We start from the raw sequence: 24235 nt of genomic DNA, 5'->3' as shown, positions 1-24235 counted from the left end.
GTGACCCCCAAGTCGAGCGAGACGCGAGACGCTGCGTACGGACACCCGGGCAACCGTCTCCCCACCGGGAAAGGAACCCGCCCAGGGTCAGAACTGGTAGTAGAGGAAGGGGCTGAAGGTGCCGGTGGCGACGAGGATGGCCGCGTAGCAGAGACCGGCGGTGACGACGGCGACGCGCAACACCGCCGCTGGCCGGGTGCGGGCCGACTCCAGGTAGGGGCCCGTCACGCTCCGCCCGGGCAGCAGGAACACGGTGGCGGCCAGCACGAGGATCAACAGTCGTTGGTTGCTCAGCGCCGACTCCACGTCGTAGGTGAGCCCGGACAGGTCCGGCAGGAGCATGTTGGCCAGCACGCTGAGCGCTGAGGACAGGTCGGGTGCCCGGAACACGACCCAGCCGGCGGTCACGAGCAGCATCGTCAGCACCCGGCGGCCGATGGCGGCGGCTGTCCCGCCAGGAGCCCGGTCCCAGCCCATGGCCCGCTCGGCGACCAACAACGCGCCGTGGAACAGGCCCCACACGACGAAGGTCCAGTTCGCTCCGTGCCAGATCCCGGTGAGCAGGAAGATGATCCACAGGTTGCGGTAGGTCTTCCGCTTGCCCCCCCTGTTCCCGCCGAGGGGGATGTAGACGTAGTCGCGGAACCAGCGGGAGAGGGACATGTGCCAGCGGCGCCAGAACTCCGTGACGGTCACCGAGGAGTAGGGCCGGGCGAAGTTCTCCGGCAGCCGGAACCCGAGCATCCGGCCCAGGCCGATGGCCATGTCCGAGTAGCCGGAGAAGTCGAAGTACAGCTGGAGCGTGTAGGTGATCGCTCCGAGCCAGGCGACGGCGAAGGTCATCTCGTCGGCTGGCGTGGCGAAGCAGGCGGCGGCGACGGGGGCGAGGGAGTCCGCGACCACGACCTTCTTGGTGAGGCCGAGCGCGAACCGGGGTAAGCCCGCGGCGATGTCGTCGAGCCGGTGGGTGCGCCGCTGAGGGAGCTGGTCGGCGATCTCGTGGTAACGCACGATGGGTCCCGCCACCAGCTGCGGGAACATCGAGATGTAGGTCACGAACGACACGGGGTCCCGCAGTGCCCGCCGCTCGCCCCGGTAGATGTCGACCACGTAGGAGATGTGGTGGAAGGTGTAGAAGGAGATGCCGATGGGCAGGGCCAGCTCGACCACCGGGGTTTCCAGGCCGAACCACCCGGCGAGCACCGCGGCCTGCTCGGTGAGGAAGCCGGCGTACTTCCACACGAACAGGATGGACACGTTCAGCGTGATGACGCCGATCAGCATCCACCGCTTCCTGGCCCGCCCGAGATCCCACTCGTCCGGTTCGAGGGCGGGTGCGACCAGGTAGTTCACCGCGATGCAGACCAGCAGCAGCAGCGTCGTACCGCCGGCCCCGCTCGCGTAGAACAGCAGGCTGGCGACGGCGACGACGCCGTTGCGCCACCCTCGCGGCGCGACGAGCAGCACCGCGAGGACAGCGGGCATGAAGTACCAGAGAAAGAGCGGGCTGGCGAACGACATGACTCCCCCAGGTCTGTGCCGCGGCCGGGAGGAGTGGGGTCAGCGCAGCCGGCGACGCCGGGCGACCTCCGCGAGGAGCACACCGGCCGCGACGGAGGCGTTCAGCGACTCCACTCCGGCGGCCATCGGGATCGACACGGTGGCGTCGCAGTTCTCCCGGACCAGCCGGGACAGCCCCCGGCCCTCGGACCCGACCACGATCACCAAGGGGTCGGTGGCCAGGGACAGGTCGTCGAGCTCGACCGACCCGTCCGCGTCCAGTCCCACGACCATGAGTCCCTGCTTCGCCCAGTCCTTCAGGGTCCTGGTCAGGTTGGTCGCCATCGCGACGGGGATGCGGGCGGCGGTGCCGGCGCTGGTGCGCCAGGCCACGGCCGTCATCCCCGCGCTGCGGCGCTGCGGGATGACGACACCGTGCGCCCCGAAGGCGGCGGCGGAGCGGATGACCGCTCCGAGGTTCCTCGGGTCGGTGACGCCGTCCAACGCGACCAGCAGCGGCGGGCGCCCGGTCTCCTCGGCGGCGGTGAGCAGGTCGTCGGGGTGGGCGTAGTCGAACGGTGGCACCTGGAGCGCCAGGCCCTGGTGCAGGGCTCCCTGGGTGATCTTGTCGAGTTCGGTGCGGGCGACCTCCAGCACGGAGATGCCCCGCTCTGCGGCCAGGCCGACCGCGTCCCTGACCCGGTCGTCGGCGTCGATCCCCAACGCGACGTAGAGCGCCGTTGCCGGGACACCCGCGCGCAGGCACTCGGCCACCGGGTTGCGACCCGCGATCGTCTCCGGTTGGTTGCCCGCCGCCCTCGCCCGCTGCTGCCGGGCGGCTTCCTGCCGCCTCGCGGCGTCCGCCCGCTTCTTGGCGGGGTGGTTGGGACGCATCGAGGCGGGTGGAGTCGGCCCCTTGCCCTCCAGCCCCTTGCGCCGCTGCCCGCCGGAGCCGACGACCGCGCCCTTCTTGGTGCCCGGCTTGCGCATCGCGCCACGGCGCTGGGAGTTGCCTGCCATCAGTTGGTGCCCTTCAACGTCCAGACCGGTCCGTCCGGTCCGTCCTCGACAGCCACGCCGACGGCCAGCAGTCGGTCCCTGATCGCGTCGGCGGTGGCGAAGTCACGCTCCTCCCGGCTGCGCTGCCGCTCGGCGAGCAGCTGTCCGACCAGCGCGTCCAGCGCGGCCGTCGCCGGGAGTTCCGAGGCCTCGGCGTTGCCCCACCGGGGGTCGAGAGGATCAAGCCCGAGCACCTGCAACATCCAGCGTACTGTGCCGGCCTGTTCAGCGAGGGCCTGCCGTTCGGATTCGCCCTCGGCGCGCAGCTGGTTGCCGTGCCGGACCTGGTTGTGGATGATCGCCAGCGCCTTCGGCACGTTGAGGTCGTCGTCCATCGCCTCGGCGAACTCGCCGCGCCGCGCTGGCAGGGCCTCGACCGCGAGGGCTGGGTCGAGCTGCCCGGCGACGCGCACCGCACGGCGGACGAAGGCCTCGATCCGCTGGTAGGCGGTGGCCGCCTCCCGGAGGGCCTCGTGCTGGAACTCCAGGGTCGAGCGGTAGTGGGCGGTCAGCAGGTAGTAGCGCAGTTCCGGTGCCCGGACCTGCTCGAGGAGGGCCGGGACGGCGAGGGTGTTGCCCAGTGACTTGGACATCTTCTCGCCGCCCATGGTCACCCAGTTGTTGTGCAGCCAGTACCGCGCGAAGGGGTCTCCCGCCGCGGTCGACTGGGCCAGCTCGTTCTCGTGGTGCGGGAAGACCAGGTCGGTGCCACCGCCGTGGATGTCGAACCGGTCCCCGAGGTAGTAGGTGGCCATGGCGGAGCACTCCAGGTGCCATCCGGGCCGCCCGGGTCCCCAGGGGGTCGGCCACGAGGGTTCACCGGGCTTGGCCGCCTTCCACAGGGTGAAGTCCCGGGGGTCGCGCTTGCCCTCGGCCGCGGTCTCGCCCTGCTGCATCTCGTCCAGCCGTTGACCGGACAGGGTGCCGTAGTCGGGGCAGCTGGTGACCGAGAAGTAGACGTCGCCGGCGGCGGCGTAGGCGTGGCCGCGATCGATCAGCCGTTCCATCAGCTCGACCATCTGCGTGACGTGGCCGGTCGCCCTTGGCTCGATGGCGGGCCGGAGGCAGTTCAGCGTGTCGTAGGCGTCCTGGAAGGCACGTTCGTTGCTGGCGGCCCACTCCCACCACGGGACACCCGCCGCCTCAGCCTTGCGCAGCACCTTGTCGTCGATGTCGGTGACGTTGCGCACCATCGTCACGCGGTAGCCGTCCGCCTCCAGCCAGCGGCGCAGCACGTCGAAGTTCAGCCCGCTGCGGAGGTGGCCGATGTGGGGTGCGCCCTGGACGGTGGCCCCACAGACGTACATCGACACGGCCCCCTCGGTGAGGGGACGGAACTCCCTGGTCGTGCGGGTGCCGGTGTCGTGTAGGCGCAGGCTCACAGCCGAGATGGTACGGAAGCAGCGCGCGGAAGCCGGTCACGGGGCGCGATGGCCACCCGCTGGGCGGGCGACCCGGGGGCGGTGGTCGCGGCTCCCGGTCGAGTCGAGGGGACGGCCCGCCACCACCATGATCGCCTACCCGACGACCGTCTCGTCAAGGAGACCCCGCTCACGCAGCGCCCGCAGCAGGGCGTCCGGCCGGTCGGCGACCGGAGCCGGCTCCACGAGCTGGAAGTCGCACCCCAGGGCCGCCGCGGCGCCGTCGGCCTCCTCGCTGTCCCCGATCATCAGCGTCCGGCCGGCCGGCAGGCCCAGCCGGTCGCACGCGGTGCGGAACAGGCGCAGGTCCGGTTTCGCCGCGTTCTCGACGTAGGACAGCACGTAGGCGTCCACCAGGTCCGCCACCCCGAGCCGGTCGAAGGACGCCCGGATGTCCCAGGCGATGTTGCTGACCACCGCGACCTTGACCCCCCGGTCGCGGAGGCCGCGCAGGACGACCTCGGTGTCCGGGTAGGGGCGCCAGTGGGCCGGGTCCAGCATCAGCTCGTACACGTGTTCCGCGTGGGAGGTGGACACCCCCGCGCCGCACATGATCTCCACGTAGACCAGCCGGTGCAGCTCCGGTTCGAGGTCCCGCCGCTCCCAGGCCCGTTGGAGCCCTGCTGGCAGCCCCGCCCCGGGACCGGTCGGGGCGATCAGCGCGCGCAGGAGCCGGTCCTGCCCGGCCGAGTCCATGATCATCCCGGGGTCCCCGATGGAACCGTCGAACCAGGAGCCGTCCGGCTCCAACCGGAACAAGGTTCCCGAGAAGTCGAAGAGCACCCCGTCGATCGCCATGCCGTCCACCCTAGGCGGGCGGCGGGCGGTGGTCACGCTCCTGTTGCCGCCGTCCCGCGCCTTCGTCGTGCCGGACTCGGGCGGCTCACCGCACGGGGAGCAGCAGTGCGGTGGCGATCGCCGCGACGCCCTCGCCCCGCCCGGTCAGCCCGAGGCCGTCGGTGGTGGTCCCGGTGACGCTCACCGGGCCGCCCAGGGCCTCGGAGAGCACCCGCTGGGCTTCCGCGCGGCGGGGGCCGATGCGGGGGGCGTTGCCGATCACCTGCACGGCCGCGTTGCCGAGCCGGAAACCCGCCTCGGCCGCCAGGGACCTCGCCTCCGCCAGGAACTCGACGCCGTGGGCGCCGGCCCACCGGTCGGAGTCGGTGCCGAAGACTGCCCCGAGGTCTCCCAGCCCCGCGGCGGAGAGGACCGCGTCGCAGAGCGCGTGCGCGGCCACGTCGCCGTCCGAGTGACCGGCGCAGCCGTCGACGCCCTCCCAGCGGAGACCGGCCATCCAGCAGGCCCGGCCGGCGAGCACCGGGTGGACGTCGGTGCCGAGCCCCACCCTGGGCATCAGGTCACTCACCGCTGGTCGCGCTCCGTTCCGGTGTGGGGTCGCCCGCGGTCGCAGCGGCCAGTGCCTCGGCGACCACCAGGTCGAAGGGGGTGGTGATCTTGAACCCGTGGGGGTGGCCGGGAACCGTGAGGACCTTCTCGCCACGGCGCTCGACCAGCCCGGCGTCATCCGTGGCGCCGGGTCCCGCGCCGGATCGCCCGGTTCGGGACGGGTCGTCGGGGCTGGTCCGAGCGGACAGCCCGTGAGCCCGCAGCAGCACGTCGACGGCGAAGGCCTGCGGGGTCTGGGTCAGCCTCAGCACGGCGCGGTCGGGCGTGTGGCGGACGAAGCCGGTGGCGTCGACCTCCTTCACGGTGTCCGCGAGCGGGAGCACCGGTGTGACGGCTCCCGCCCCGGCCCGGACCGTGTCCACCACCGACCTGATCACCGAGGTGGGCATGAACGCCCGCGCGGCATCGTGGACCAGGACCACGCTCGTGTTCGGCAGGGCGGTGAGCGCCGCCCGCAGGGCCAGCCCGACCGAGTCGGTGCGGGTCTCGCCTCCCGCGACGACGTCCACGGCCCGCCCGAACGACGCGAGCAGCCCGGTCACCTCGGTCACCTCGTCCGTCGGCGCGGCGACGACGACCCGATCGACAGAACCTGACTCGGTCAGGCCACGAACTGCCCTGACCAGCAACGATTCACCTGCGACCGTCACGAGGGCCTTGGGTCGGCCCGCGCCGAGCCGAACCCCGTGCCCGGCCGCGGGCACCAGTGCGACGACGGTCACCACGACCGCCGTTCCATGACACGTTCTTCCACTCGCAACGACTCCACCGAAAACCCGCCGCCTGCGGCTCCACCACCGGCCGGCGGCGGACGGCCGGCACGTCGAGCCCCTCCGCGAGCGGGAGCCGGCCACTCCGGCCGGTCCCCCGTGAGCCGCGGAACGGAAGCCCCACGGCGCGGAAGTCCGTGGGGGTCAGGAAGCGGTCGCGAGGACCTCGTCGAGCAGCGTCTCCGCTTTGCCTTCGTCGGTGCCCTCGGCGAGAGCCAGCTCACTGACCAGTATCTGCCGCGCCTTGGCCAGCATGCGCTTCTCGCCAGCCGACAGGCCCCGGTCCTTCTCGCGCCGCCACAGATCACGCACCACTTCGGCAACCTTGTTCACGTCGCCGGACGCGAGTTTCTCCAGGTTGGCCTTGTACCGCCGGGACCAGTTGGTCGGCTCCTCGGTGTGCGGAGCACGCAGCACCTCGAAGACCCGGTTCAGCCCTTCCTGCCCCACGACATCCCGCACACCGACGATTTCGGCGTTGTCGGCGGGGACGCGCACCGTGAGGTCGCCCTGGGCTACCTTGAGAACGAGGTACTGCTTCTCCTCGCCCTGAATTACTCGGGTTTCGATTGCTTCGATGAGAGCGGCACCGTGGTGCGGGTAGACGACGGTCTCTCCGACCTTGAAAACCATGTGTCCTCTGCCCCTTTCGCTTCGCCCATCTTAACACGGGACACAAGCTGACCCCGAGCAGCCGGCGAACCCTTGTTGCAGGTCAGGGGCCGTGCGCGGGGTTGACAAACCCCGGACCGCCATGCATGTGACGCCCCTTTCCCCACCCGTTGATCCAGGCTGACGCACCGAACGGGTGGACGTGCGCCCCTGATGGGATCTGGTTGTGAGCGGCTGGTGAGCCTTGGATAGGCTGCCGACACGTCAGCTACCGCCACGGACATGCCACCGCAGTCCCGGTCAGAGGGAGGACCGCACGTGACAGGCGCACCGGAGGCACCAGGAGTCGGAGGCGCCAGCAGGACGCTCCCGTCCCGCACGCGTCGCGTAGGCATGCTCCCCGCCGCGCTCGGACTGGGTGCCGCCCTGCTGCTCACGGGGTGCAGCGCCGGGCAGATCACGCAGACCGGCTCGCAGGTGCCCGTGATCGCGGGCGCCGACGCGGATGCGGGAACGATCGCGGTCCGCGACGCGAAGCTGACCTTCCCCACCGAGCAGGACCCGCCCGCCTACCCGGCGGGATCGGATGCCCCGGTCTCGGTCACGATCGTCAACCGCGGCACCGGCGCCGACACGCTGCTGTCGGTCACGTCCCCGTCGGCCGAGTCCGTGACGGTCGAGGGCGACACCGCGCTGCCGGCCGGCACCAAGCTGGTGGCGACGGGCCTGGGTGAGGCGACCTCCGAGCTGGAGACCTCCACTCCCGAGGCGGGGGAGCCCTCCGCCGAGATGAGCCAGTCGGCGCCGGAGACGGACGCCGCCCAGTCGGGCCAGGACGTCGCGGACATCGGTGTGCTCTCCCTCACCCTCGTCGGCCTGCACGACGAGGTCCACCCCGGCGTGAACGTGGAACTGGTGTTCGAGTTCGAGAACGCCGGGTCGCTGAGCGTTCAGGTGCCCGTGGGCGAGGACCCGGAGCCGGCGACCCGCGGCGACTGACGTCTCGGCCGTCCCGCTCCCCCGCGGCAGCTGGGACGGCCATCCCGCCCAGTCCCGGCGGTCAGCGTGCGCCCACCTCCCCGGGCGCGGCACCCTCCCCTGACCGGACCCGTCGGGCGGTTGCCCTACCTTGCGGGTCGTGGCGACCAAGAACACCAGGGCCCCCCGACCCCGGCACCGGTGCGCGGAATGCGGCCACGAGGTGGCCAAGTGGCTGGGACGGTGCCCCGAGTGCCAGGCGTGGGGAAGCATCGGCGAGATGCCCGCCGCTCGGACGAGCGGGGTGAGCGGGGCGGGCCGCCTCGCCGCCGGGGCTCCCTCGACCCCGGCGCGACCAATCGTCGAGGTGGACATCGAGTCGAGCAGGGCCCGCCCGAGCGGCGTGCCGGAACTCGACCGCGTCCTGGGCGGCGGGCTCGTTCCCGGGGCGGTGGTGCTGCTCGCCGGTGAGCCGGGAGTCGGGAAGTCCACCCTGCTGCTCGAGGTCGCCCACCAGTGGGCGGCGAGCTCGGACGAGCCGGCGCTGTACGTCACCGGTGAGGAGTCGGCCGGCCAGGTGCGCCTCCGCGCGGAACGCACCGGCAGCCTGCACCAACGGCTCTACCTCGGTGCCGAGAGCGACCTGTCCGCCGTTCTCGGGCACGTGGACGCGGTACGTCCCGGTCTGCTCATCGTGGACTCGGTCCAGACGATGCAGTCCCCGGAGGCCGATGGCGGCCCCGGCGGGATGACCCAGGTCCGGGCCGTCACCGTGGCGCTGACCGCGATGGCCAAGGAACGCGGGGTCCCGGTGGTCCTCGTCGGTCACGTGACCAAGGACGGTTCCGTGGCCGGCCCCCGGGTGCTGGAACACCTGGTCGACGTCGTGCTGCACTTCGAGGGCGACCGCCACTCGACGCTGCGGATGATCCGGGGCGTGAAGAACCGCTTCGGGGCGGCGGACGAGGTCGGCTGCTTCGAACTCCGGGACGACGGCATCGTGGGTCTCCCCGACCCGTCCGGGCTGTTCCTCAGCGACCGCGAGGTGACCGTGCCCGGCACGGCGGTCACCGTCGTCGTGGAGGGCAAGCGGCCGTTGCTCGCCGAGGTCCAGGCCCTGGTCGCCGCCTCCACGCTGGCCACGCCCAGACGTGCCGTCAGCGGGCTGGACTCCGCTCGGGTGTCGATGATCCTCGCCGTCCTGGAGCGACGCGGTCGGGTCCGGCTCGGTGACGCCGACGTCTTCACCGCCACCGTGGGTGGGATGAAGGTGACCGAACCAGCGGCGGACCTCGCGCTCGCGCTGGCCGTGGCCTCAGCCAAGGCCGATGTCGCCCTGCCCTCCGACCTCGTGGTCCTGGGGGAGGTCGGGCTCGCCGGCGAGGTCCGCCGGGTCACCGGGCTGGGACGTCGACTGGCCGAGGCGGGCCGGCTCGGTTTCCGGCGGGCACTGGTGCCGCCGGACTCGGGTCGGGTTCCGGAGGACGTCGTGGTCACCGAGGTGCCCCACCTCGGCGCGGCGCTGGCGGCACTCCGGGACCTGGCGCGGGGCTGACCGCCGGCCAGCCCCGACAGCCGCTCAGACCTCGACGTTGTCCTCGCCCTCCCGCCGCCGGCGCCCGAAGGTCAGGCCGGAGCCCACCGCGAGGGCCAGGGCGGCGACCGTGAGCAGCGGGAGGAACCGCAGCAGTCCGTCGTCCTCACCCTCGGCGGCCTGGTCGACGAAGCGGCTGGGTTGGCTGCCGCCGCCCTGCGTCCCCTCCACGACCCGGGGCTCGGCGTGCTTGGCCACCGCGGACCCCTCGGGGCCGGCGTGGACCTCCGGTGGTGGCACGTTCCCCGAGCCCACCACGGTGAGCGTGCCGGTCGTGGGCTGGGACAGCACGCTGTCCACCTCCTGTTCGACCGTCACCGTCCTGGCGCCGTCCGGCAGGGGTTCGGCGGGTGTCACCGACCAGTGCCCGTCCCCGCCGACCGTGGCGACGCCCACGACGTGCCCGTCCACCGACACGGACACGTCGGCTCCTGGGGTGCCCGTCCCGGCGATCACCGGGCGGCTGTTCGTGGTCTGCCAGCCGGTGACCGGCGCGCTGATCTCGGGCTCTGGCGGGGAGACGACGAAGGAGGTCATGACGAGGCCGGACTGCCACTCGCTCCCGTTCGGGGCGGTCCAGAACTGGGAGACGGCGAGTTCGTACCGGCCGAGTGGCAGTTCCTCCTCCGGGTCGATGCGCCACGACCCGTCCGTTCGCGCGACCGTGGTCGTCCTGGTCCCCCGGTACTCGACGGTCACCTCGGCGCTCGGCTTCGCGGTGCCGATCAGCGGCAGCAGCCGGTCGGTGTGCCGGGAACCGTCCTCGGGGAACGTGACGACCGGCGTCCTGAGCTGCGGTTCGTCCGGGTCGAGGTAGGCCGGGACGCCGTCGCCGTTCTCGTCGCGCACGGCGGTGGGGTCGTCGGCGAGCTCGATGTGGTCCGGGACACCGTCGCCGTCGCTGTCGTCGGAGGTGGTCAGGATGCGCAGCTCGTCGTCGTGCGCCGGCAGGACGCTGGTCGCCAGGGGCTGGGCGTAGCCGGCGGTGCGGGCCACCCCCGTCGGGCAGCGGTGACCGCCGGGTGTGGTCGTTCCGGCGGAGTGCAGACCGATCGCCGCCGTCCCGGACAGGACCGGAGCGCCGCTGTCGCCGGAGGCGGTGCAGGCGTCGTGTTGGAAGGTCAGCTGGCGGTGGCGCCCCCCGGCGAGGTCGTCGACCCGGACGTCCACCTCCACCGCGTCGATCGTGCCGCATTCCCAGCCGGACGTCTGGCCGACCACGCAGACCGGCATGCCCTCGATCGGCGCGGCGACGGTCTCGACGGGCAGGGTGTCACCGCGCTGGTCGGTGACACCGGGTCGCATGGGGTACCGCGGGTCGGTGATGCGGACCACCGCGTGGTCGTGGCCGCGCCCGCCCCCGGTGAGGCTGTCCCAGAACACGGCCTCGAAGATGCCGATCAGGCTGCCGTCCCGTCGGCTCCTGACCTGGCTGGCGCCCCCGTGCCCGCAGTGGCCGGCGGTCAGGGAGGTGGCCCGCCCCACCGCGTCGAGTGCGTTGAACCCGAGCGAGCAGGGACGCCCGGCGCCGCCGTCCTCGCGGCGGGAGGTGATCCCGTCCCATCCGAACAGGTCGAGCTGGGGGTGGGGCCGGTGATCGGCGACCCTGACGCTGACCCGGACGTCGTCCTCGGGTGCTCGGGCCGCGAGTTCCCGCCCGGTCGGGCTGTTCACGACGGTGAGTTCGACGGTGCTGGTCCTGGAGCTGACGCCGACGGCGTGGACCAGGGCCTCCTGGTCCACGGGTAGCCCGCTCACCCAGTCCCGGACACGGTCGGCGGCCTCGGACAGCCTGCGGGCGTCCAGCCCTCGGAGGTGTGTCCGCGCTCCGGCGGCTCGCGCGGTCTCAGCGGCGTCCTGGCTGGTGACCGCCACGTTCAGGCCACCGTCGTCCGGGTCGAACCAGGCTCCGCCGAATCGGTCACCCAGCGACTCCCGCAGCTCCTCGGCGGTCTCCGCGGCGGCGGCCGCCCGCACGGCGCGCACCGCGTAGGTGCGGGGGTCGGTCTCCAGGTCTCGACGGATAGCCTCGGACAGCCCGTCCGGGTAGGTGGCCGCCTGCTCGCCCGGGCTCATCGGTGCCGTCGTGTCCTCGGCGGCGACGAGGGCGGGCGGTTCGCTCGGCCGTGCGCGCGCGGTCGGCCCGTCGACCGTGGTCGCCGTCCCGAGGGACGCGGCGGTCAGGAGGACGAGCAGCCGGGCGGTGAAGCGTCTTCTCACTCTCACCGTGTCCGGCCCGGTTCAGGGGCGCTTCCCCGGCTGGGCGACATAGTCGCGAAGCTAGCGCGCGTGACGGTGCGCGACCGGCGTGGGGAGCGAAAAGACGCTGAACGGTGTTCGGCTCGTTAGCTTTCGCATGCGAAAAGCACACAACGCCGTGACCTGCGGAGTTATGCGCGGTCGACGGGCGGTCTGGCGAGCTGGGCCGACGGTGGGAGGGCTGGCGGGACACCGGCCGCCCGGTCAGGGCAGGAGTCGGAACTGGACCGGTTCGCCGACGAGCTCCCCCAGCCTGGGGACCAGGAGGTAGTCCCCCGCCGGCACCTGCTGCCGGTCGGTGGGACACCCTGGTTCCGAGGTCCTGCCCGCCCAGGTGATCTCGAAGTTCAGCTCCTCGCCGGGGTCGAGCACGGGCACCTCTGGCTGGTCCGCCGAGTAGCAGTGGTTGCTGGACCACAGGACGGTCCGCTGGTCCGCCGTGGTGACGGTCAGTTCGCGCAGCTCCCGGTTGACGTCCCTCGCGCACGGCTCGGTCCCCTCGTTGGTGACGAGGAGGCTCAGGACCGGTCGTTGCCCGACCCGGTGCTCGGGTCCGGAGCTCGACGCCCGCACGGAGATCGCCTCGTCTCGGCACACCGGTGGGGGTCCCGGTGGGGCCGAGGAAGACGCCGGGGCCCCGCTGGTCCCGGGACGGGCGGAACCGGGGGCGCCGTCCTCCGCCGGGTCCTCGGACCCGGCGGGACGGCTTGACGGGGTGCTGGTGGCCGGGCCGGGACCGGCATCCGGGGAGGGCGGCGGGTGGCCGGGCGGGTTCACCGGGGCCTCCTCGTGTGACGCGGCCCGGTCGGTGTCCTCGCCGCCGGAGGCGGCGGCCACCGCCCAGAGCGCCAGGACCACGACCAGGATCGCACCACCGAGTGCGACCAGGCGACGTCGCCAGTACACGGTGGGGGGCAGCGGGCCGGTCGGTTGGATCACGCGTCCGACGGTAACCCGATCACTACTCCAGGTGGAGCAATGGCCTTTCGTTCAGCCACGCGTGTCGTATGACCCGTTTTCGGGGTGGTCGAACTCAACCCCGTTCCGGCGAGGGCCCTCCGTGAGGCGCCGACCCCCCGGGACCCGTGGGGTGTGGGGCCGCCACCCCGCGTCGTCCCCGCGCGGACGCACTGCCAGGATCAGACCGTCATGAGAAGCCGAGAACTGCCGCCGGACACCGTCCTCGCCTGGTTCGACGTCCACGCCAGGGACCTGCCCTGGCGTGATCCGGACACGAGCGCGTGGGGCGTCCTGGTGAGCGAGATCATGCTCCAGCAGACGCCGGTGTCCCGGGTGGAACCCGTCTGGCTGAACTGGATGGCGCGCTGGCCGCGCCCGTCGGACCTGGCGGCCGAGACCCAGGGCGAGGTCGTCCGCGCCTGGGGCAAGCTCGGCTACCCCAGGCGGGCGTTGCGCCTGCACGCGGCCGCCACCGAGATCGCGGAACGGCATGACGACGTCGTCCCCTCGGACGTGGACGTCCTGCTGGCGCTGCCCGGGATCGGCGCGTACACCGCACGGGCGGTCGCCGCTTTCGCCTACGGTCAACGCACCCCCGTCGTCGACACCAACGTCCGGCGGGTGGTCGCCAGGGCGGTGCACGGCGCGGCGGACGCCGGTCCTCCGTCGACGACACGGGACCTGGCGGACGTCGCGGTGTTGCTCCCCACCGCCGAGTCGAGGGCGGCCAGGTACTCGGCGGCGTTGATGGAGTTGGGCGCGATCGTGTGCACCGCGCGGTCGCCGAGGTGCGCCGACTGCCCCGTCCTGTCCGACTGCGCCTGGCAGCGGGCCGGCCGCCCCGCCTACAGCGGGCCGGCGAAACCCGTGCAGCGCTTCGCCGGGACCGACCGCCAGGTGCGGGGGCTGCTGCTCGACGTGGTGCGCGGGTCGGACCGGCCCGTCGAGCGGCACCGGCTCGACCTGGTGTGGGCGGACGCGGGCCAGCGGGACCGCTGCCTGGACAGCCTGCTCGTCGACGGGTTGATGGAACAGACCGACGAGGGCCTGTTCGCGCTGCCAGGCGAGCGCTGAGGACCTCCGCGGCCACCCTGGTCCCACCGGGGAACGCGGGTGAGCGGCCGCCCGCCGCCGCCCCGGGTGCGCGCGCGCCGTTCGGGTGGATTCACCGATCCGGCCACCGGGGGCCGCCTCGCCGGGGCACACTGCGCCTCGTGGCGGAGGCACTGGTGTTCTACTTCGACGACGAGGCCGAACGGGCCGTTCGGGTGCTGTGGGAACGCTTGGAGCGGGCCGGGGTGCCCAGTCTCGCTCGGCTGGGCCACGGGCAGCACCGGCCGCACCTGACCCTGGCGATGGGGGCCGCGTTCCCAGTGCCCATCCGCCGGGAGCTCGCCGGGGAACTGGACCGGATCCACCTGCCCGACCTCTGGCTGCACACCGTGGGCACCTTCACGACCAGCGAGGACGTGCTCATGCTCGGGGCGATGGTGGACGTCGAACTGCTCGCGGTGCATTCCGCCGTGCATGACGTGCTCGCCGGTGGCGTGCGGCAACCCTCCGCGTACTACCTGCCCGGTTCGTGGGTCCCGCACTGCACGCTGGCCATGGGGATCACCGGCGAGCAGCTGGTGGCCGGGTTCGCCGCCCTGCGCCCGGTGCCCGCGATCCACGCCAGGGTCAGCGGCGTGGGGATCGTCGACACGGTCACCGGGAAGGTCTCGACGCTCCTCGCGAGATGACCGACGGGCACCGGGACGTCGGCCGGGTGGGCGCCCGACCCCGAACATCCGCCGTCACCTGCCCGGTTCCCCGGTACGGTCGTGGCATGGCAGTCGTGAAGATCAACGCGATCGAGGTTCCCGAGGGCGCCGGCCCGGAGCTGGAGAAGCGGTTCGCCGCCAGGGCCGGCGCGGTCGAGAAGGCTCCCGGTTTCCTCGGCTTCGAACTGCTCCGCCCGGTCAGCGGGGACACCAGGTACTTCGTCTACACCCGGTGGGAGACGGAGGAGGACTTCCAGGCCTGGGCCGGGGGGCCGGCGAAGGAGGCGCACTCCGGGGAACGGGCGAAGCCGGTCGCCAGCGGGGCGGACCTCCTGGAGTTCGAGGTGGTCCAGCACGTGGAACCCTCCGCCGGGCAGGGATGACGAAGGACGACCTGCACCGCGCCGCCGAACTCCTGCGCGGCGCCGAGGCGCTGCTGGTCTGCGCCGGGGCGGGCATGGGCGTCGACTCCGGCCTCCCGGACTTCCGGGGGGACGAGGGGTTCTGGCGTGCCTACCCGCCCTACCGCCGCCTCGGGGTGAACTTCGTCGAGCTGGCCGACCCGGTCCACTTCGACGCCGACCCGGAACTGGCGTGGGGCTTCTACGGCCACCGCCTCGAGCTGTACCGGTCGACCCTGCCGCACGCGGGCTTCGGGGTGCTGCGGTCCTGGGGCGCGGACCTGCTCGGGGGCGTCCGTGTCTTCACCTCCAACGTCGACGGGCAGTTCCAACGGGCGGGTTTTCCGGAGGACGAGGTCGTCGAGTGCCACGGCTCGATCCACCACCTCCAGTGCGGTGTTCCCTGCGGGCCGGACGTGTGGCCGGCGGACGATGTCCGGCTCACGGTGGACGCGGAGACGATGCGCGCGTCGTCGCCGCTCCCGACCTGCCCGCGTTGCGGCGCGGTGGCCCGCCCGAACATCCTGATGTTCGGGGACGGCGCCTGGCTCGGCACCCGGACCGAGGCGGTGATGTCCGAGTACGTGCGGTGGCGGCGCGAGCTCCGGAGGGCCAGGCTCGTCGTCGTGGAGGTGGGAGCGGGCACCGCCGTTCCGACCGTTCGACGTCAGGCCGAACTCGCGAGCGCGGCCACGGGTGCCCTGGTGCGCGTCAACCCTCGGGAGGCGGAGGTGCGGCACGGCCGGGGCGTGTCGCTGCCCGGGCCGGCCCTCGACACCCTCCGGGCGCTCGACGACCTCCTGCGGTGAGGTGAACGCCTCCCGACGTCTCCCCTGCCGAGTCGCCGCCCCCTGCCCGGTCCGGTCCGCGACCGCCATCCGCGTCCCCGTCGGACCTCCCACTCGGCCGCGTTCCCGGCGTGGAACGGCGATCAGGGCCGGTACGCGGGTAGCCTGCGCCCACCGCCACCCGTGAGGGCGGCGACCGCCGCCCTCACGCACCGCTCCGCTCGTCCTGCCGCGCCCGCTCGCCCGCCCCTGACGCCGTCCCCCACGGGGTGACGGCCAGCCAGTCGTGTCGCCGTCGGTGTACGACTGCCGGGTCAGATCCACCAGTCATCCGGGTAGCTGCGCACAGCAGGGGGACGAACGGTGACAGCGGGCTGTGCGCGGTCCGCCAGCTCCGGGGGGCAGGGTGGCGGACGAACACCCAAGGGGAGGAAAGCATGTCGTATGCGATCCAGGCCGAAGGCCTGGTGAAGCGGTACCGGGAGCACACCGCTCTCGCAGGGGTCGACCTGTCGGTGCCCGCCGGCAGCATCGCGGGCCTGCTGGGGCCGAACGGCGCGGGGAAGACGACCGCCGTCCGGATTCTCGCGACCCTGCTCCGCCTGGACGGGGGGCAGGCGTCGGTCGGCGGCTTCGACGTCAGCCGTCAACCGCTCCGCGTCCGGGAGATCATCGGCCTCACCGGGCAGTACGCGGCGCTCGACGAGGAGATGACCGGCCTGGAGAACCTCGCCCTCATCGGGCGCCTGTTGGACATGAACCGGCGGTCCGCGAGGGCCAGGGCGGAGGAACTGCTGGAACAGTTCGAGCTGTCCGACGCCGGCGGACGGCCAGCCAAGGGCTACTCGGGTGGGATGCGCCGGCGGCTCGACCTCGCGGCGAGCCTGGTCGGCCGCCCCCAGGTGCTCTTCCTGGACGAGCCGACCACCGGCCTCGACCCCCACAGCCGCAACCAGGTCTGGTCGATGGTCCGTTCGCTGGCGGACGAGGGGGTGACCGTGCTGTTGACCACGCAGTACCTGGAGGAGGCTGACCGGCTCGCCGACCGGATCACCGTCATCGACCAGGGCCGGGTGGTCGCGGAGGGGCGGGCGGACGAGCTCAAGCGGAGGACGGGGGGCCAGTCCCTCCAGGTGCGCACGAGCCTGCCAGCCGACCTGGACACCGTCGCTGGCATCCTGACCGACCTCGTCGGTCGGGCGCCGCACCGTGACGAGGAGAGCAACCTCCTCACGGTGCCGGTGGAGGACCCCGTCGTGCTGTCGACGCTGGTCCGCAGGCTCGACGCCGCCGGGGTGGTCGCCGACGAGCTGGCCCTGCGCCTGCCGAGCCTCGACGACGTGTTCCTGGCGCTGACCGGGAGGACGACCGGGCCCGAGGAGATCACCGAGGAACCGGTCAAGGAAGGAAACCTGGCATGAGCAGCGCCGTCGTGTCCCCACCCGCCCGTTCCGGCTCCCGGCCCGGGAGCATGGTCAGGCACGGCCTGATCCTCGCCGGCCGCAGCGTCGCCAAGATCCGGAAGTCCCCGGAGACCCTGCTCGACGTCACCCTCCAGCCGATCCTGATGCTGCTGATGTTCGTCTACCTCTTCGGTGGGGCGATCGCGGGGAGCACGGACGCCTACCTCCAGCTGGTCCTGCCCGGGCTGATGGTGATGATCGCCCTGACCGCCAGCCTCGGCACCGGGTTCGCGTTGAGCCAGGACATCTCCAAGGGGGTGTTCGACCGGTTCCGCAGCCTGCCGATCGCCCGGTCCGCTCCCCTGGTGGGCGCGGTTCTCGGAGACATCGTCCGGTACGCGGTCTCCCTGGCGGTGCTGCTGGGATTCGGGATGCTGCTCGGTTTCCGGGCGACGACCGACCCGGTGTCGGTGCTGGTCGCGGTACTGCTGGTGATCGCGTTCGGCCTGTCGATCTGTTGGCTGTCGGTGCTGCTCGCGATGCTGGTCCGCAGCCCGCAGGCCGTGATGGGCATGTCGATGGTCGTGATCTGGCCGCTGATGTTCGGCAGCAACATCTTCGCGCCCACCGAGACCATGCCAGGGTGGCTCCAGGCCTGGGTGAACATCAGCCCCATCACCCAGCTCTCGGACACCGCCCGTGGGCTGATGATCGGCGGGGAGGTCGCCGGACCGATGGTGGCGTCGTTGCTGTGGATGGCCGGCCTGCTGCTGGTGCTGTTCCCCGCGGCGTCCTGGGCCTACCGGCGGCGGCTCAGCCGCGGCTGAACACCCGCCGTACCTCAGCCGAGGCCGGGAGCGTCGGGCAACGACCCCGACCTCCCGGCCCGCAGCACCTCCTCGGCCTTCGCCTGGCCGAGGCTGGCCGTCGACCAGAAGTGGTGGTGCCACTCGTCATCCCCCAACGCGGCCCGCACCCCCTCCCGCACCCGGCGCAGGTCGGGGTTCCCCTCGTCCAGGGTCCCCCGCAGCGCGTGCGACACGCCCAACAGCCGGGCGGCTCCCGCCGGATCGCCCGTTCGCAGCGCCACCTCGGCGTGGATCTCGGCGGCCACCGAGATCATCGGACGTTCGTAGGGGCGGGTGAAGCGGGCCAGCACCTCGTCGGCGGACGCCCTGGCGGCACCCGGGCTGCCTTCCCCCAGCGCCAGCAACGCCTCCTCGAGCATCACGAGGCCGACGAACTGCTGGGAGAGCTCGTGCCGCTGGACCCGCAACCGTGACCTGGCCCTCGCCAGCTCCTCCCTCGCCTGGACGTGGTGCCCCCGATGGCGGTGCACCTGAGCGAGCAGGCACCGCGCCCCCGCCTCCAGGCTGGAACGCCCGGCGCGGAGCGAGGCGGCCAACTGCTCGCGGACCTCCCGTTCCCCCTCGTCGAGCCGGCCGGCGCGGATCTTCTCCTGGGCCATGCACACCCGCACGTGGACGATGTCGGGCTCGGCACCGAGTTCCGTGACCAGCGCCAGGATGCGCTCGCCGGTGCGCAGCACCGCTTCGTGGTCCCCTTCGAGGGACTGCTGGACAAGCTGGGTGAACAACGCCCGGCTGGTCCCCCAGCGATCGCCGACGGCGGTGAGGGCCCGGACCACCTCGTCCCCCGCCGCCCGGATGTCCTCGAACCGCCCCTCGATCTCCAGCAGCAACAGCCGGTTCAACTGGGTGATGGCCCGCGCCCAGGCGTCCGGTGAGGCGGACGCCCTCGCCAGGCTGGCATGGGCGGCCTCCGGCCGCCCGGCGTAGAGGGCGAGCACCGGCTCGATCATGGTCAGCACCGGGTATCGCAGCATCGCCTCCGTTTCCCGGCAGGCCCGGTGCAGCTCGCCCCAGTCAGGTCCCACCGCTTCGGCGAAGGTCGCCCGGAGGACCGCGTGCATCGCGCGGAGCGCCGCGCGGGCCGCGGGGTCGGTCGCTGTCCCCTCGACATCCGCTTCGTCGGCGACCCGGAGGATCTCCGCGATCCGGGCGGCGGCCTCCGGCTCGTTGGCGAAGAGCCACCAGTACCAGCCCAGGGCGATGCCGAACTCGAGCGCGAGGTCCGCCTCACACGTCTCCACCGCCCAGCGGAGCGCGGCGTGCAGGTTGTCGTGCTCGGCGTGGACCGCCGCGATCGCCGTGAGCTGGTCCTGGCCCCGCAGCAGGCGGTCGGCCCACTGGGCGAGCCGGAGGTGGTACCGGGCGTGCGTGGCCCGGAGCCGGCCGTCCTCCCCCGCGTCCCGCAACCGCTCCGCCGCGTAGGCGCGGACCGTCTCCAACATCCGGTACCGGCCGCGGCCGGCGTGGTCGTCGACGATGTCGACCAGCGACTTGTCCACCAGCGAGGTGAGCAGGTAGAAGATGTCGTCGGAGGGCAGGTCCTCGCCGGCGCAGATCTCGGTGGCCGACTCCACGGTGGCGGAGTTGGCGAACACCGCGAGCCGCCGGGCCAACACCCGCTCCTGCGGCAGCAGCAGATCCCAGCTCCACTCCACCACGGCGCGCAGGGTGCGGTGCCGGGGCAACGCGGAGCGGGCGCCGGCGGCGAGCAGGCGGAACCGGTCGTCCAACCGGTCGACGAGTTGGCGGAGGGTCATCGACCGCAGTCGGGCGGCGGCGAGTTCGATCGGCAGCGGGAGCCCGTCGAGTCGGCGGCACACGTCAGCGACCGCCTCGACGTTCTCGTCGGTCAACCGGAACCCGTGCGACACGGCGGCTGCCCGGTCGGCGAAGAGCCGGACCGCCGGCGACTGGCGGATCTCGGCGTCGTCCGCCCTGTCGTCGGGAACACCCAGGGACCCGATCTGGCACAGGGCCTCCCCTGGCACGACCAGGGCTTCCCTGCTGGTGGCGAGCACCCGGAGCCGGGGACACCTGGCGAGCAGGTCCGCGACGAGGGGGGCGACCGCGTCGACCAGGTGCTCGCAGTTGTCCAGCACGAGCAACGACGGCCGGCTGGCGAGCACGTCGACCAGTTCGACGATGGGCTGCCGCCATCCCGCCTGCGCGGGCATCAACGCGGTCTTGCGGACATCGAGGGCGTTGACCAGGGCGTCCACCAACTCGGCCGGGTCGCCGACGGGAGCGAGTTCCACGAAGACGGCCTCGCCCGGGTCTCCCTGGTCGTCCGGCCCCGAGGAGGGGGCCGGGGTGCCGATCGCTCCGACGAGCTCCGTCGCCATCCGGGTCTTCCCCGCACCGCCCGGCCCCACCAGGGTGACGAGCCTGGACCGGTCGAGGAGTTCCAGGGCGACCTCGAACTCGGCCTCCCGCCCGACGAAACTCGTGACCGGCACCCGAGGTCCGCCACGCGACCGCCGCGCGGGTGGGAGCTCGGGGCGCGTCCCGGCGGCGCTCGACACCTCGCGTTCGGTCTCCGAGCTGGGCCGGTCCGACCGCAGCAGGCGGAGGTGCAGGCCTCGCAGGGCAGGTGAGGGATCGACACCGAGCTCCTCGGCGAGGGCGCGGCGGAGGCGGTCGTAGGTGGCGAGGGCGTCCGCCAGCCGTCCGACCGCCGCGAGGGCCTCGATCAGCGCGCCCGCCAGTCGCTCGCGCAGTGGCCACTCACGCACCAACGGCTCCAGCCCGCGCACCACCTCGGCGAAGTCCCCCAGAGCGGACCGGGCCTCGGCCCAGTCCTCGGTGAGGGTGAGGTGGCTCTCGACCAGCTGGTGGCGGGCCTCCTCGACGAAGGGCAACGGCGGGAGGTCCGCCAGCGGCCGTCCGCGCCAGCACGACAGCGCCTCGGTGAGGCTCCGCGCCGCGCCGGCCGTCTCCCCGGCCCTGGCCGCCGACCGGCCGCGAGCGGCGAGCCGTTCGGCGCGCGGGATGTCCACGTCGCTCGGGTCCAGGTCGAGCCAGTAGCCGCCGCCTCCCGACCGGATCGCCTCCGCCGCCCCGTGCGGTCGCAGCGAGCGGCGTAGTCGTGCGACCAGGGTCTGGACGGCGTTCGCGCCTCCCGCCGGAGGATCACCAGCCCACAGGTCGGTCAGCAGGGTATCCACGGGTACCGAGCGCCCGACGTCGAGCGCCAGCCGGACGAGCAGCACCCTGAGCAAGCGACCGCCGATCTCCGCGACGCCGCCGTCGCCGGTGCGCACCTCCAGCGTTCCGAGCATCGCCACGCGCATGGGGCCAGCCTGTCATGCGCCGCCCACCACCCGACCCCCGCCGCTCGGGGGCGGCGACGTTCGCGAGGCAACGAGGAGGCCCGACCCACCGCATGCGGGAGGCCCCGCCGACGGGTGTCGGCGGGGCCTCCTCCGGCCTCGTGCCGGGATCAGTCGTTCTCGGTGTCGTTCTGGTTCTCGGTGCTGGACCCACCCGAGCCGGACAGCTCCACCGGCGGGGAGTCCGGGACCTCGACCGGCTTGGTCTCGCCGCGGAAGACGAAGCGGGCCTCGTCGTCGCGCTTGTCCTCGCCGTCCCAGCCCTCGACGTCGGCGATGATGATCTGACCCGGCTGCAGCTCGCCGAACAGGATCTTCTCCGACAGCTGGTCCTCGATCTCCCGCTGGATCGTCCGCCGCAGCGGCCTGGCACCCAACACCGGGTCGAAGCCCCGCTTGGCCAGGAGCTTCTTGGCCTTCTCGGTCAGCTCCAGCGCCATGTCCTTGTTCTTGAGCTGCGTCTCGACGCGGGTCACCATCAGGTCCACCATCCGAACGATCTCGGACTCGGTCAGCTGGTGGAAGACGATGATGTCGTCGATCCGGTTCAGGAACTCCGGGCGGAAGTGCTTCTTCAGCTCGTCGTTGACCTTCTGCTTCATCCGCTCGTAGTTCGAGCCCTGCTCCCCGCTGCCGGAGAACCCGAGGCCCACCGCCTTGGAGATGTCCTGCGTGCCCAGGTTGGAGGTGAAGATGATGACGGTGTTCTTGAAGTCCACCGTCCGGCCCTGACCGTCGGTCAGGCGGCCGTCCTCCAGCACCTGGAGCAGCGTGTTGTACACCTCCTGGTGCGCCTTCTCGATCTCGTCGAACAGCACGACGGAGAACGGCTTGCGGCGCACCTTCTCGGTGAGCTGCCCGCCCTCCTCGTAGCCGACGTAGCCGGGAGGAGCACCGAACAGCCGCGAGGCGGTGTAGCGGTCGTGGAACTCGCCCATGTCGATCTGGACGAGCGCGTCGTCCTCACCGAACAGGAAGTTCGCCAGCGCCTTGGACAGCTCGGTCTTCCCCACACCGGACGGCCCGGCGAAGATGAACGAGCCGGAGGGGCGCTTGGGGTCCTTCAGCCCGGCCCGCGTGCGGCGGATCGCCTGGGAGACCGCCTTCACGGCGTCCTCCTGGCCGATGATCCGCTTGTGCAGCTCGTCCTCCATCCGGAGCAGGCGGGTGGTCTCCTCCTCCGTCAGCTTGAAGACCGGGATGCCGGTCCAGTTGCCGAGGACCTCGGCGATCTGCTCGTCGTCGACCTCCGCCACGACGTCCAGGTCACCGGACTTCCACTGCTTCTCGCGCTCGCCCTTCTGCGCGAGAAGCTGCTTCTCCTCGTCGCGCAGCCTGGCGGCCCGCTCGAAGTCCTGCGCGTCGATCGCCGACTCCTTGTCCCTGCGGACGTCGGCGATCTTCTCGTCGAACTCGCGCAGGTCCGGCGGCGCCGTCATCCGGCGGATCCGCATCCGGGCGCCCGCCTCGTCGATCAGGTCGATCGCCTTGTCCGGCAGGTAGCGGTCGTTGATGTACCTGTCGGCCAGGGTGGCCGCCGCGACCAGCGCGGAGTCGGTGATGGACACGCGGTGGTGGGCCTCGTAGCGGTCCCGCAGGCCCTTGAGGATCTCGATGGTGTGGTCCAGCGAGGGCTCGCCCACCTGGATGGGCTGGAAGCGGCGCTCCAGCGCCGGGTCCTTCTCGACGTGCTTGCGGTACTCGTCGAGGGTGGTGGCGCCGATCGTCTGCAACTCACCCCTGGCCAGCATGGGCTTGAGGATGCTGGCGGCGTCGATCGCGCCCTCGGCGGCGCCCGCTCCGACGAGCGTGTGCAGCTCGTCGATGAACAGGATGATGTCGCCCCGGGTGCGGATCTCCTTGAGCACCTTCTTCAGGCGCTCCTCGAAGTCACCCCGGTAACGGGAACCGGCGACCAACGAGCCCAGGTCGAGGGTGTAGAGCTGCTTGTCCTTCAGCGTCTCGGGAACCTCGCCCCGCACGATCTGCTGGGCCAGCCCCTCGACGACGGCGGTCTTGCCGACGCCCGGCTCACCGATGAGGACGGGGTTGTTCTTCGTCCGGCGGGACAGCACCTGCATGACCCGCTCGATCTCCTTGTCCCGGCCGATCACCGGGTCCAGCTTGCCCTCGCGGGCGCTGGAGGTCAGGTTGCGACCGAACTGGTCGAGCACCAGCGACGAGGACGGGGTGCCCTCACCACGACCGGCGGTCTCGGCCGGCTCCTTGCCCTGGTAGCCGGACAGCAGCTGCAGCACCTGCTGGCGGACGCGGTTGAGGTCCGCGCCGAGCTTCACCAGCACCTGCGCCGCCACGCCCTCACCCTCGCGGATGAGGCCGAGCAGGATGTGTTCGGTACCGATGTAGTTGTGGCCGAGCTGCAACGCCTCCCGCAGCGACAGCTCCAGCACCTTCTTGGCGCGCGGCGTGAACGGGATGTGCCCGCTGGGAGCCTGCTGACCCTGGCCGATGATCTCCTCGACCTGCTGGCGCACGCCCTCCAGGGCGATCCCCAGCGACTCCAGCGCCTTGGCGGCGACACCCTCACCCTCGTGGATCAGGCCCAGGAGGATGTGTTCAGTGCCGATGTAGTTGTGGTTCAGCATCCTGGCCTCTTCTTGGGCCAGGACGACAACCCGCCTCGCGCGGTCGGTGAATCTTTCGAACATTCGCACTCCCTGACAGCGGCGACAGCGGCTTCCAACTCGCCCCAGGCAGTGACACGCAGCCCCACTGGCGCTCTGCGACGAGGTCGGCACCCTACGACCACTGTAGTAGGCATTCTCGCTGCGGCGTGCTTCCGTTAGCTCCGGAAAGCGGCCGTCACACGTCCGACAGCGGGTTCAACGGGCCGGGGCCGCCCTGAATTCCTGGTCACGCTGGGTTGTGCCGGCTGTCCGCCCAGAGCGAACACGCGGTCGCCACCGGCGCGCGCGTCCGACCTCGGGTGGCCCGAGCCGCCGCTCGGTGCCCTGGCGGACCCGCCGTCCCATCCCGACTCCCGGCGGGGAGCCCCGTGCCGCTGGACCCCGGCGAACGCGCTGGCGGTACCGGGTCGCGCACCACGCCACCCCTCGGGGATAAGGTTAGGCAACCCTGCCCCGACCGCCGGGCGGAAC

General features: G+C 72.3%; 19 protein-coding genes. 8 read left to right on the top strand and 11 right to left on the bottom strand.

The genetic code is table 11. The annotated features are described in order from the left end of the window. Nucleotides 1–87 precede the first annotated feature (87 nt). The 7 genes from ACOJVX_RS01650 to ACOJVX_RS01620 form a co-directional block, all read right to left on the bottom strand. The gene (locus tag ACOJVX_RS01650) at nucleotides 88–1521 is read right to left on the bottom strand and encodes an MBOAT family O-acyltransferase (RefSeq protein ID WP_422647189.1); all 1434 of its coding nucleotides are present in this window, start codon (nucleotides 1519–1521) and stop codon (nucleotides 88–90) included. A 39-nt stretch (nucleotides 1522–1560) separates the two neighbouring features. After that, nucleotides 1561–2520: a 23S rRNA (guanosine(2251)-2'-O)-methyltransferase RlmB gene (gene rlmB / locus ACOJVX_RS01645; RefSeq protein ID WP_026417587.1), complete on the bottom strand. Its 960-nt coding sequence runs from the start codon at nucleotides 2518–2520 to the stop codon at nucleotides 1561–1563. Next, nucleotides 2520–3941 (bottom strand): cysteine--tRNA ligase, encoded by a 1422-nt coding sequence (gene cysS / locus ACOJVX_RS01640; RefSeq protein ID WP_030106777.1) that lies wholly within the window; start codon nucleotides 3939–3941, stop codon nucleotides 2520–2522. The genes rlmB and cysS overlap by 1 nt, the downstream gene beginning before the upstream one ends. Nucleotides 3942–4076: 135 nt before the next feature. Beyond that, on the bottom strand, nucleotides 4077–4778 hold the full coding sequence (locus ACOJVX_RS01635) for an HAD family hydrolase (RefSeq protein ID WP_422647188.1): 702 nt from the start codon (nucleotides 4776–4778) through the stop codon (nucleotides 4077–4079). Between the two features lie 85 nt (nucleotides 4779–4863). Further along, nucleotides 4864–5334, bottom strand: a complete 471-nt coding sequence (ispF, locus tag ACOJVX_RS01630) for a 2-C-methyl-D-erythritol 2,4-cyclodiphosphate synthase (protein WP_030226214.1) — start codon at nucleotides 5332–5334, stop codon at nucleotides 4864–4866. A 4-nt stretch (nucleotides 5335–5338) separates the two neighbouring features. Then, entirely contained in the window at nucleotides 5339–6109 is a 771-nt protein-coding gene (ispD, locus tag ACOJVX_RS01625; protein ID WP_026417591.1) for a 2-C-methyl-D-erythritol 4-phosphate cytidylyltransferase, read from the bottom strand. A 192-nt stretch (nucleotides 6110–6301) separates the two neighbouring features. After that, the gene (locus ACOJVX_RS01620) at nucleotides 6302–6790 is read right to left on the bottom strand and encodes a CarD family transcriptional regulator (protein ID WP_016698477.1); all 489 of its coding nucleotides are present in this window, start codon (nucleotides 6788–6790) and stop codon (nucleotides 6302–6304) included. Nucleotides 6791–7087: 297 nt separating this feature from the next. On the opposite strand from ACOJVX_RS01620, the gene ACOJVX_RS01615 reads away from it, so the two are divergent. After that, nucleotides 7088–7768, top strand: coding sequence for a hypothetical protein (locus ACOJVX_RS01615; RefSeq protein WP_155886030.1), 681 nt, complete (start codon nucleotides 7088–7090; stop codon nucleotides 7766–7768). A gap of 139 nt (nucleotides 7769–7907) precedes the next feature. Beyond that, entirely contained in the window at nucleotides 7908–9302 is a 1395-nt protein-coding gene (gene radA, locus ACOJVX_RS01610) for a DNA repair protein RadA (protein WP_026417593.1), read from the top strand. Between the two features lie 24 nt (nucleotides 9303–9326). Here the strand turns inward: radA and ACOJVX_RS01605 are convergent, their stop codons facing one another. Both ACOJVX_RS01605 and ACOJVX_RS01600 read right to left on the bottom strand, forming a co-directional pair. Beyond that, complete coding sequence (locus ACOJVX_RS01605; RefSeq protein WP_422647187.1) at nucleotides 9327–11561, bottom strand: Ig-like domain-containing protein; 2235 nt, start codon at nucleotides 11559–11561, stop codon at nucleotides 9327–9329. A gap of 243 nt (nucleotides 11562–11804) precedes the next feature. Continuing rightward, nucleotides 11805–12539 carry a hypothetical protein gene (locus ACOJVX_RS01600; RefSeq protein WP_418154281.1) on the bottom strand — a complete coding sequence of 245 codons (735 nt, stop codon included), beginning with the start codon at nucleotides 12537–12539 and terminating at the stop codon, nucleotides 11805–11807. A gap of 210 nt (nucleotides 12540–12749) precedes the next feature. On the opposite strand from ACOJVX_RS01600, the gene ACOJVX_RS01595 reads away from it, so the two are divergent. From ACOJVX_RS01595 to ACOJVX_RS01570, 6 genes are all read left to right on the top strand, one after another. Next, nucleotides 12750–13634 carry an A/G-specific adenine glycosylase gene (locus ACOJVX_RS01595; protein WP_418154280.1) on the top strand — a complete coding sequence of 295 codons (885 nt, stop codon included), beginning with the start codon at nucleotides 12750–12752 and terminating at the stop codon, nucleotides 13632–13634. 140 nt (nucleotides 13635–13774) lie between these two features. After that, entirely contained in the window at nucleotides 13775–14302 is a 528-nt protein-coding gene (locus tag ACOJVX_RS01590; protein WP_026417596.1) for a 2'-5' RNA ligase family protein, read from the top strand. An 86-nt stretch (nucleotides 14303–14388) separates the two neighbouring features. After that, complete coding sequence (locus ACOJVX_RS01585) at nucleotides 14389–14706, top strand: antibiotic biosynthesis monooxygenase family protein (protein WP_026417597.1); 318 nt, start codon at nucleotides 14389–14391, stop codon at nucleotides 14704–14706. Further along, the gene (locus ACOJVX_RS01580; protein ID WP_030106770.1) at nucleotides 14703–15533 is read left to right on the top strand and encodes an SIR2 family NAD-dependent protein deacylase; all 831 of its coding nucleotides are present in this window, start codon (nucleotides 14703–14705) and stop codon (nucleotides 15531–15533) included. Before ACOJVX_RS01585 ends, ACOJVX_RS01580 begins: the two co-directional genes overlap by 4 nt. Nucleotides 15534–15949: 416 nt before the next feature. Beyond that, nucleotides 15950–16933, top strand: a complete 984-nt coding sequence (locus ACOJVX_RS01575; RefSeq protein WP_030106769.1) for a daunorubicin resistance protein DrrA family ABC transporter ATP-binding protein — start codon at nucleotides 15950–15952, stop codon at nucleotides 16931–16933. Beyond that, nucleotides 16930–17742: an ABC transporter permease gene (locus tag ACOJVX_RS01570; RefSeq protein WP_418154278.1), complete on the top strand. Its 813-nt coding sequence runs from the start codon at nucleotides 16930–16932 to the stop codon at nucleotides 17740–17742. The genes ACOJVX_RS01575 and ACOJVX_RS01570 overlap by 4 nt, the downstream gene beginning before the upstream one ends. 14 nt (nucleotides 17743–17756) lie before the next feature. Here ACOJVX_RS01570 and ACOJVX_RS01565 read toward each other — a convergent pair whose 3' ends face one another. Continuing rightward, nucleotides 17757–21077 (bottom strand): AfsR/SARP family transcriptional regulator, encoded by a 3321-nt coding sequence (locus ACOJVX_RS01565; protein WP_422647186.1) that lies wholly within the window; start codon nucleotides 21075–21077, stop codon nucleotides 17757–17759. Between the two features lie 149 nt (nucleotides 21078–21226). Next, the gene (locus tag ACOJVX_RS01560) at nucleotides 21227–23785 is read right to left on the bottom strand and encodes an ATP-dependent Clp protease ATP-binding subunit (protein ID WP_026417601.1); all 2559 of its coding nucleotides are present in this window, start codon (nucleotides 23783–23785) and stop codon (nucleotides 21227–21229) included. Between the last annotated feature and the right edge of the window lie 450 nt (nucleotides 23786–24235).

Origin of the sequence: Actinoalloteichus caeruleus (assembly GCF_049311605.1) — a bacterium.
GTDB classification, from domain to species: Bacteria; Actinomycetota; Actinomycetes; order Mycobacteriales; family Pseudonocardiaceae; genus Actinoalloteichus_B; species Actinoalloteichus_B caeruleus.
This window is presented reverse-complemented; position numbering and strand designations above follow the sequence as displayed.

Bases quoted from the DNA above. Each gene is read 5' to 3' on its own strand.
- ACOJVX_RS01565 (WP_422647186.1), bottom strand. From the start codon at position 21,077: ATGCGCGTGGCGATGCTCGGAACGCTGGAGGTGCGCACCGGCGACGGC.
- rlmB (WP_026417587.1), bottom strand. From the start codon at position 2,520: ATGGCAGGCAACTCCCAGCGCCGTGGCGCGATGCGCAAGCCGGGCACC.
- ACOJVX_RS01560 (WP_026417601.1), bottom strand. From the start codon at position 23,785: ATGTTCGAAAGATTCACCGACCGCGCGAGGCGGGTTGTCGTCCTGGCC.
- ACOJVX_RS01575 (WP_030106769.1), top strand. From the start codon at position 15,950: ATGTCGTATGCGATCCAGGCCGAAGGCCTGGTGAAGCGGTACCGGGAG.
- ACOJVX_RS01585 (WP_026417597.1), top strand. From the start codon at position 14,389: ATGGCAGTCGTGAAGATCAACGCGATCGAGGTTCCCGAGGGCGCCGGC.
- ACOJVX_RS01580 (WP_030106770.1), top strand. From the start codon at position 14,703: ATGACGAAGGACGACCTGCACCGCGCCGCCGAACTCCTGCGCGGCGCC.
- ACOJVX_RS01595 (WP_418154280.1), top strand. From the start codon at position 12,750: ATGAGAAGCCGAGAACTGCCGCCGGACACCGTCCTCGCCTGGTTCGAC.
- ACOJVX_RS01650 (WP_422647189.1), bottom strand. From the start codon at position 1,521: ATGTCGTTCGCCAGCCCGCTCTTTCTCTGGTACTTCATGCCCGCTGTC.
- ACOJVX_RS01620 (WP_016698477.1), bottom strand. From the start codon at position 6,790: ATGGTTTTCAAGGTCGGAGAGACCGTCGTCTACCCGCACCACGGTGCC.
- ACOJVX_RS01570 (WP_418154278.1), top strand. From the start codon at position 16,930: ATGAGCAGCGCCGTCGTGTCCCCACCCGCCCGTTCCGGCTCCCGGCCC.
- ispF (WP_030226214.1), bottom strand. From the start codon at position 5,334: ATGCCCAGGGTGGGGCTCGGCACCGACGTCCACCCGGTGCTCGCCGGC.
- ACOJVX_RS01635 (WP_422647188.1), bottom strand. From the start codon at position 4,778: ATGGCGATCGACGGGGTGCTCTTCGACTTCTCGGGAACCTTGTTCCGG.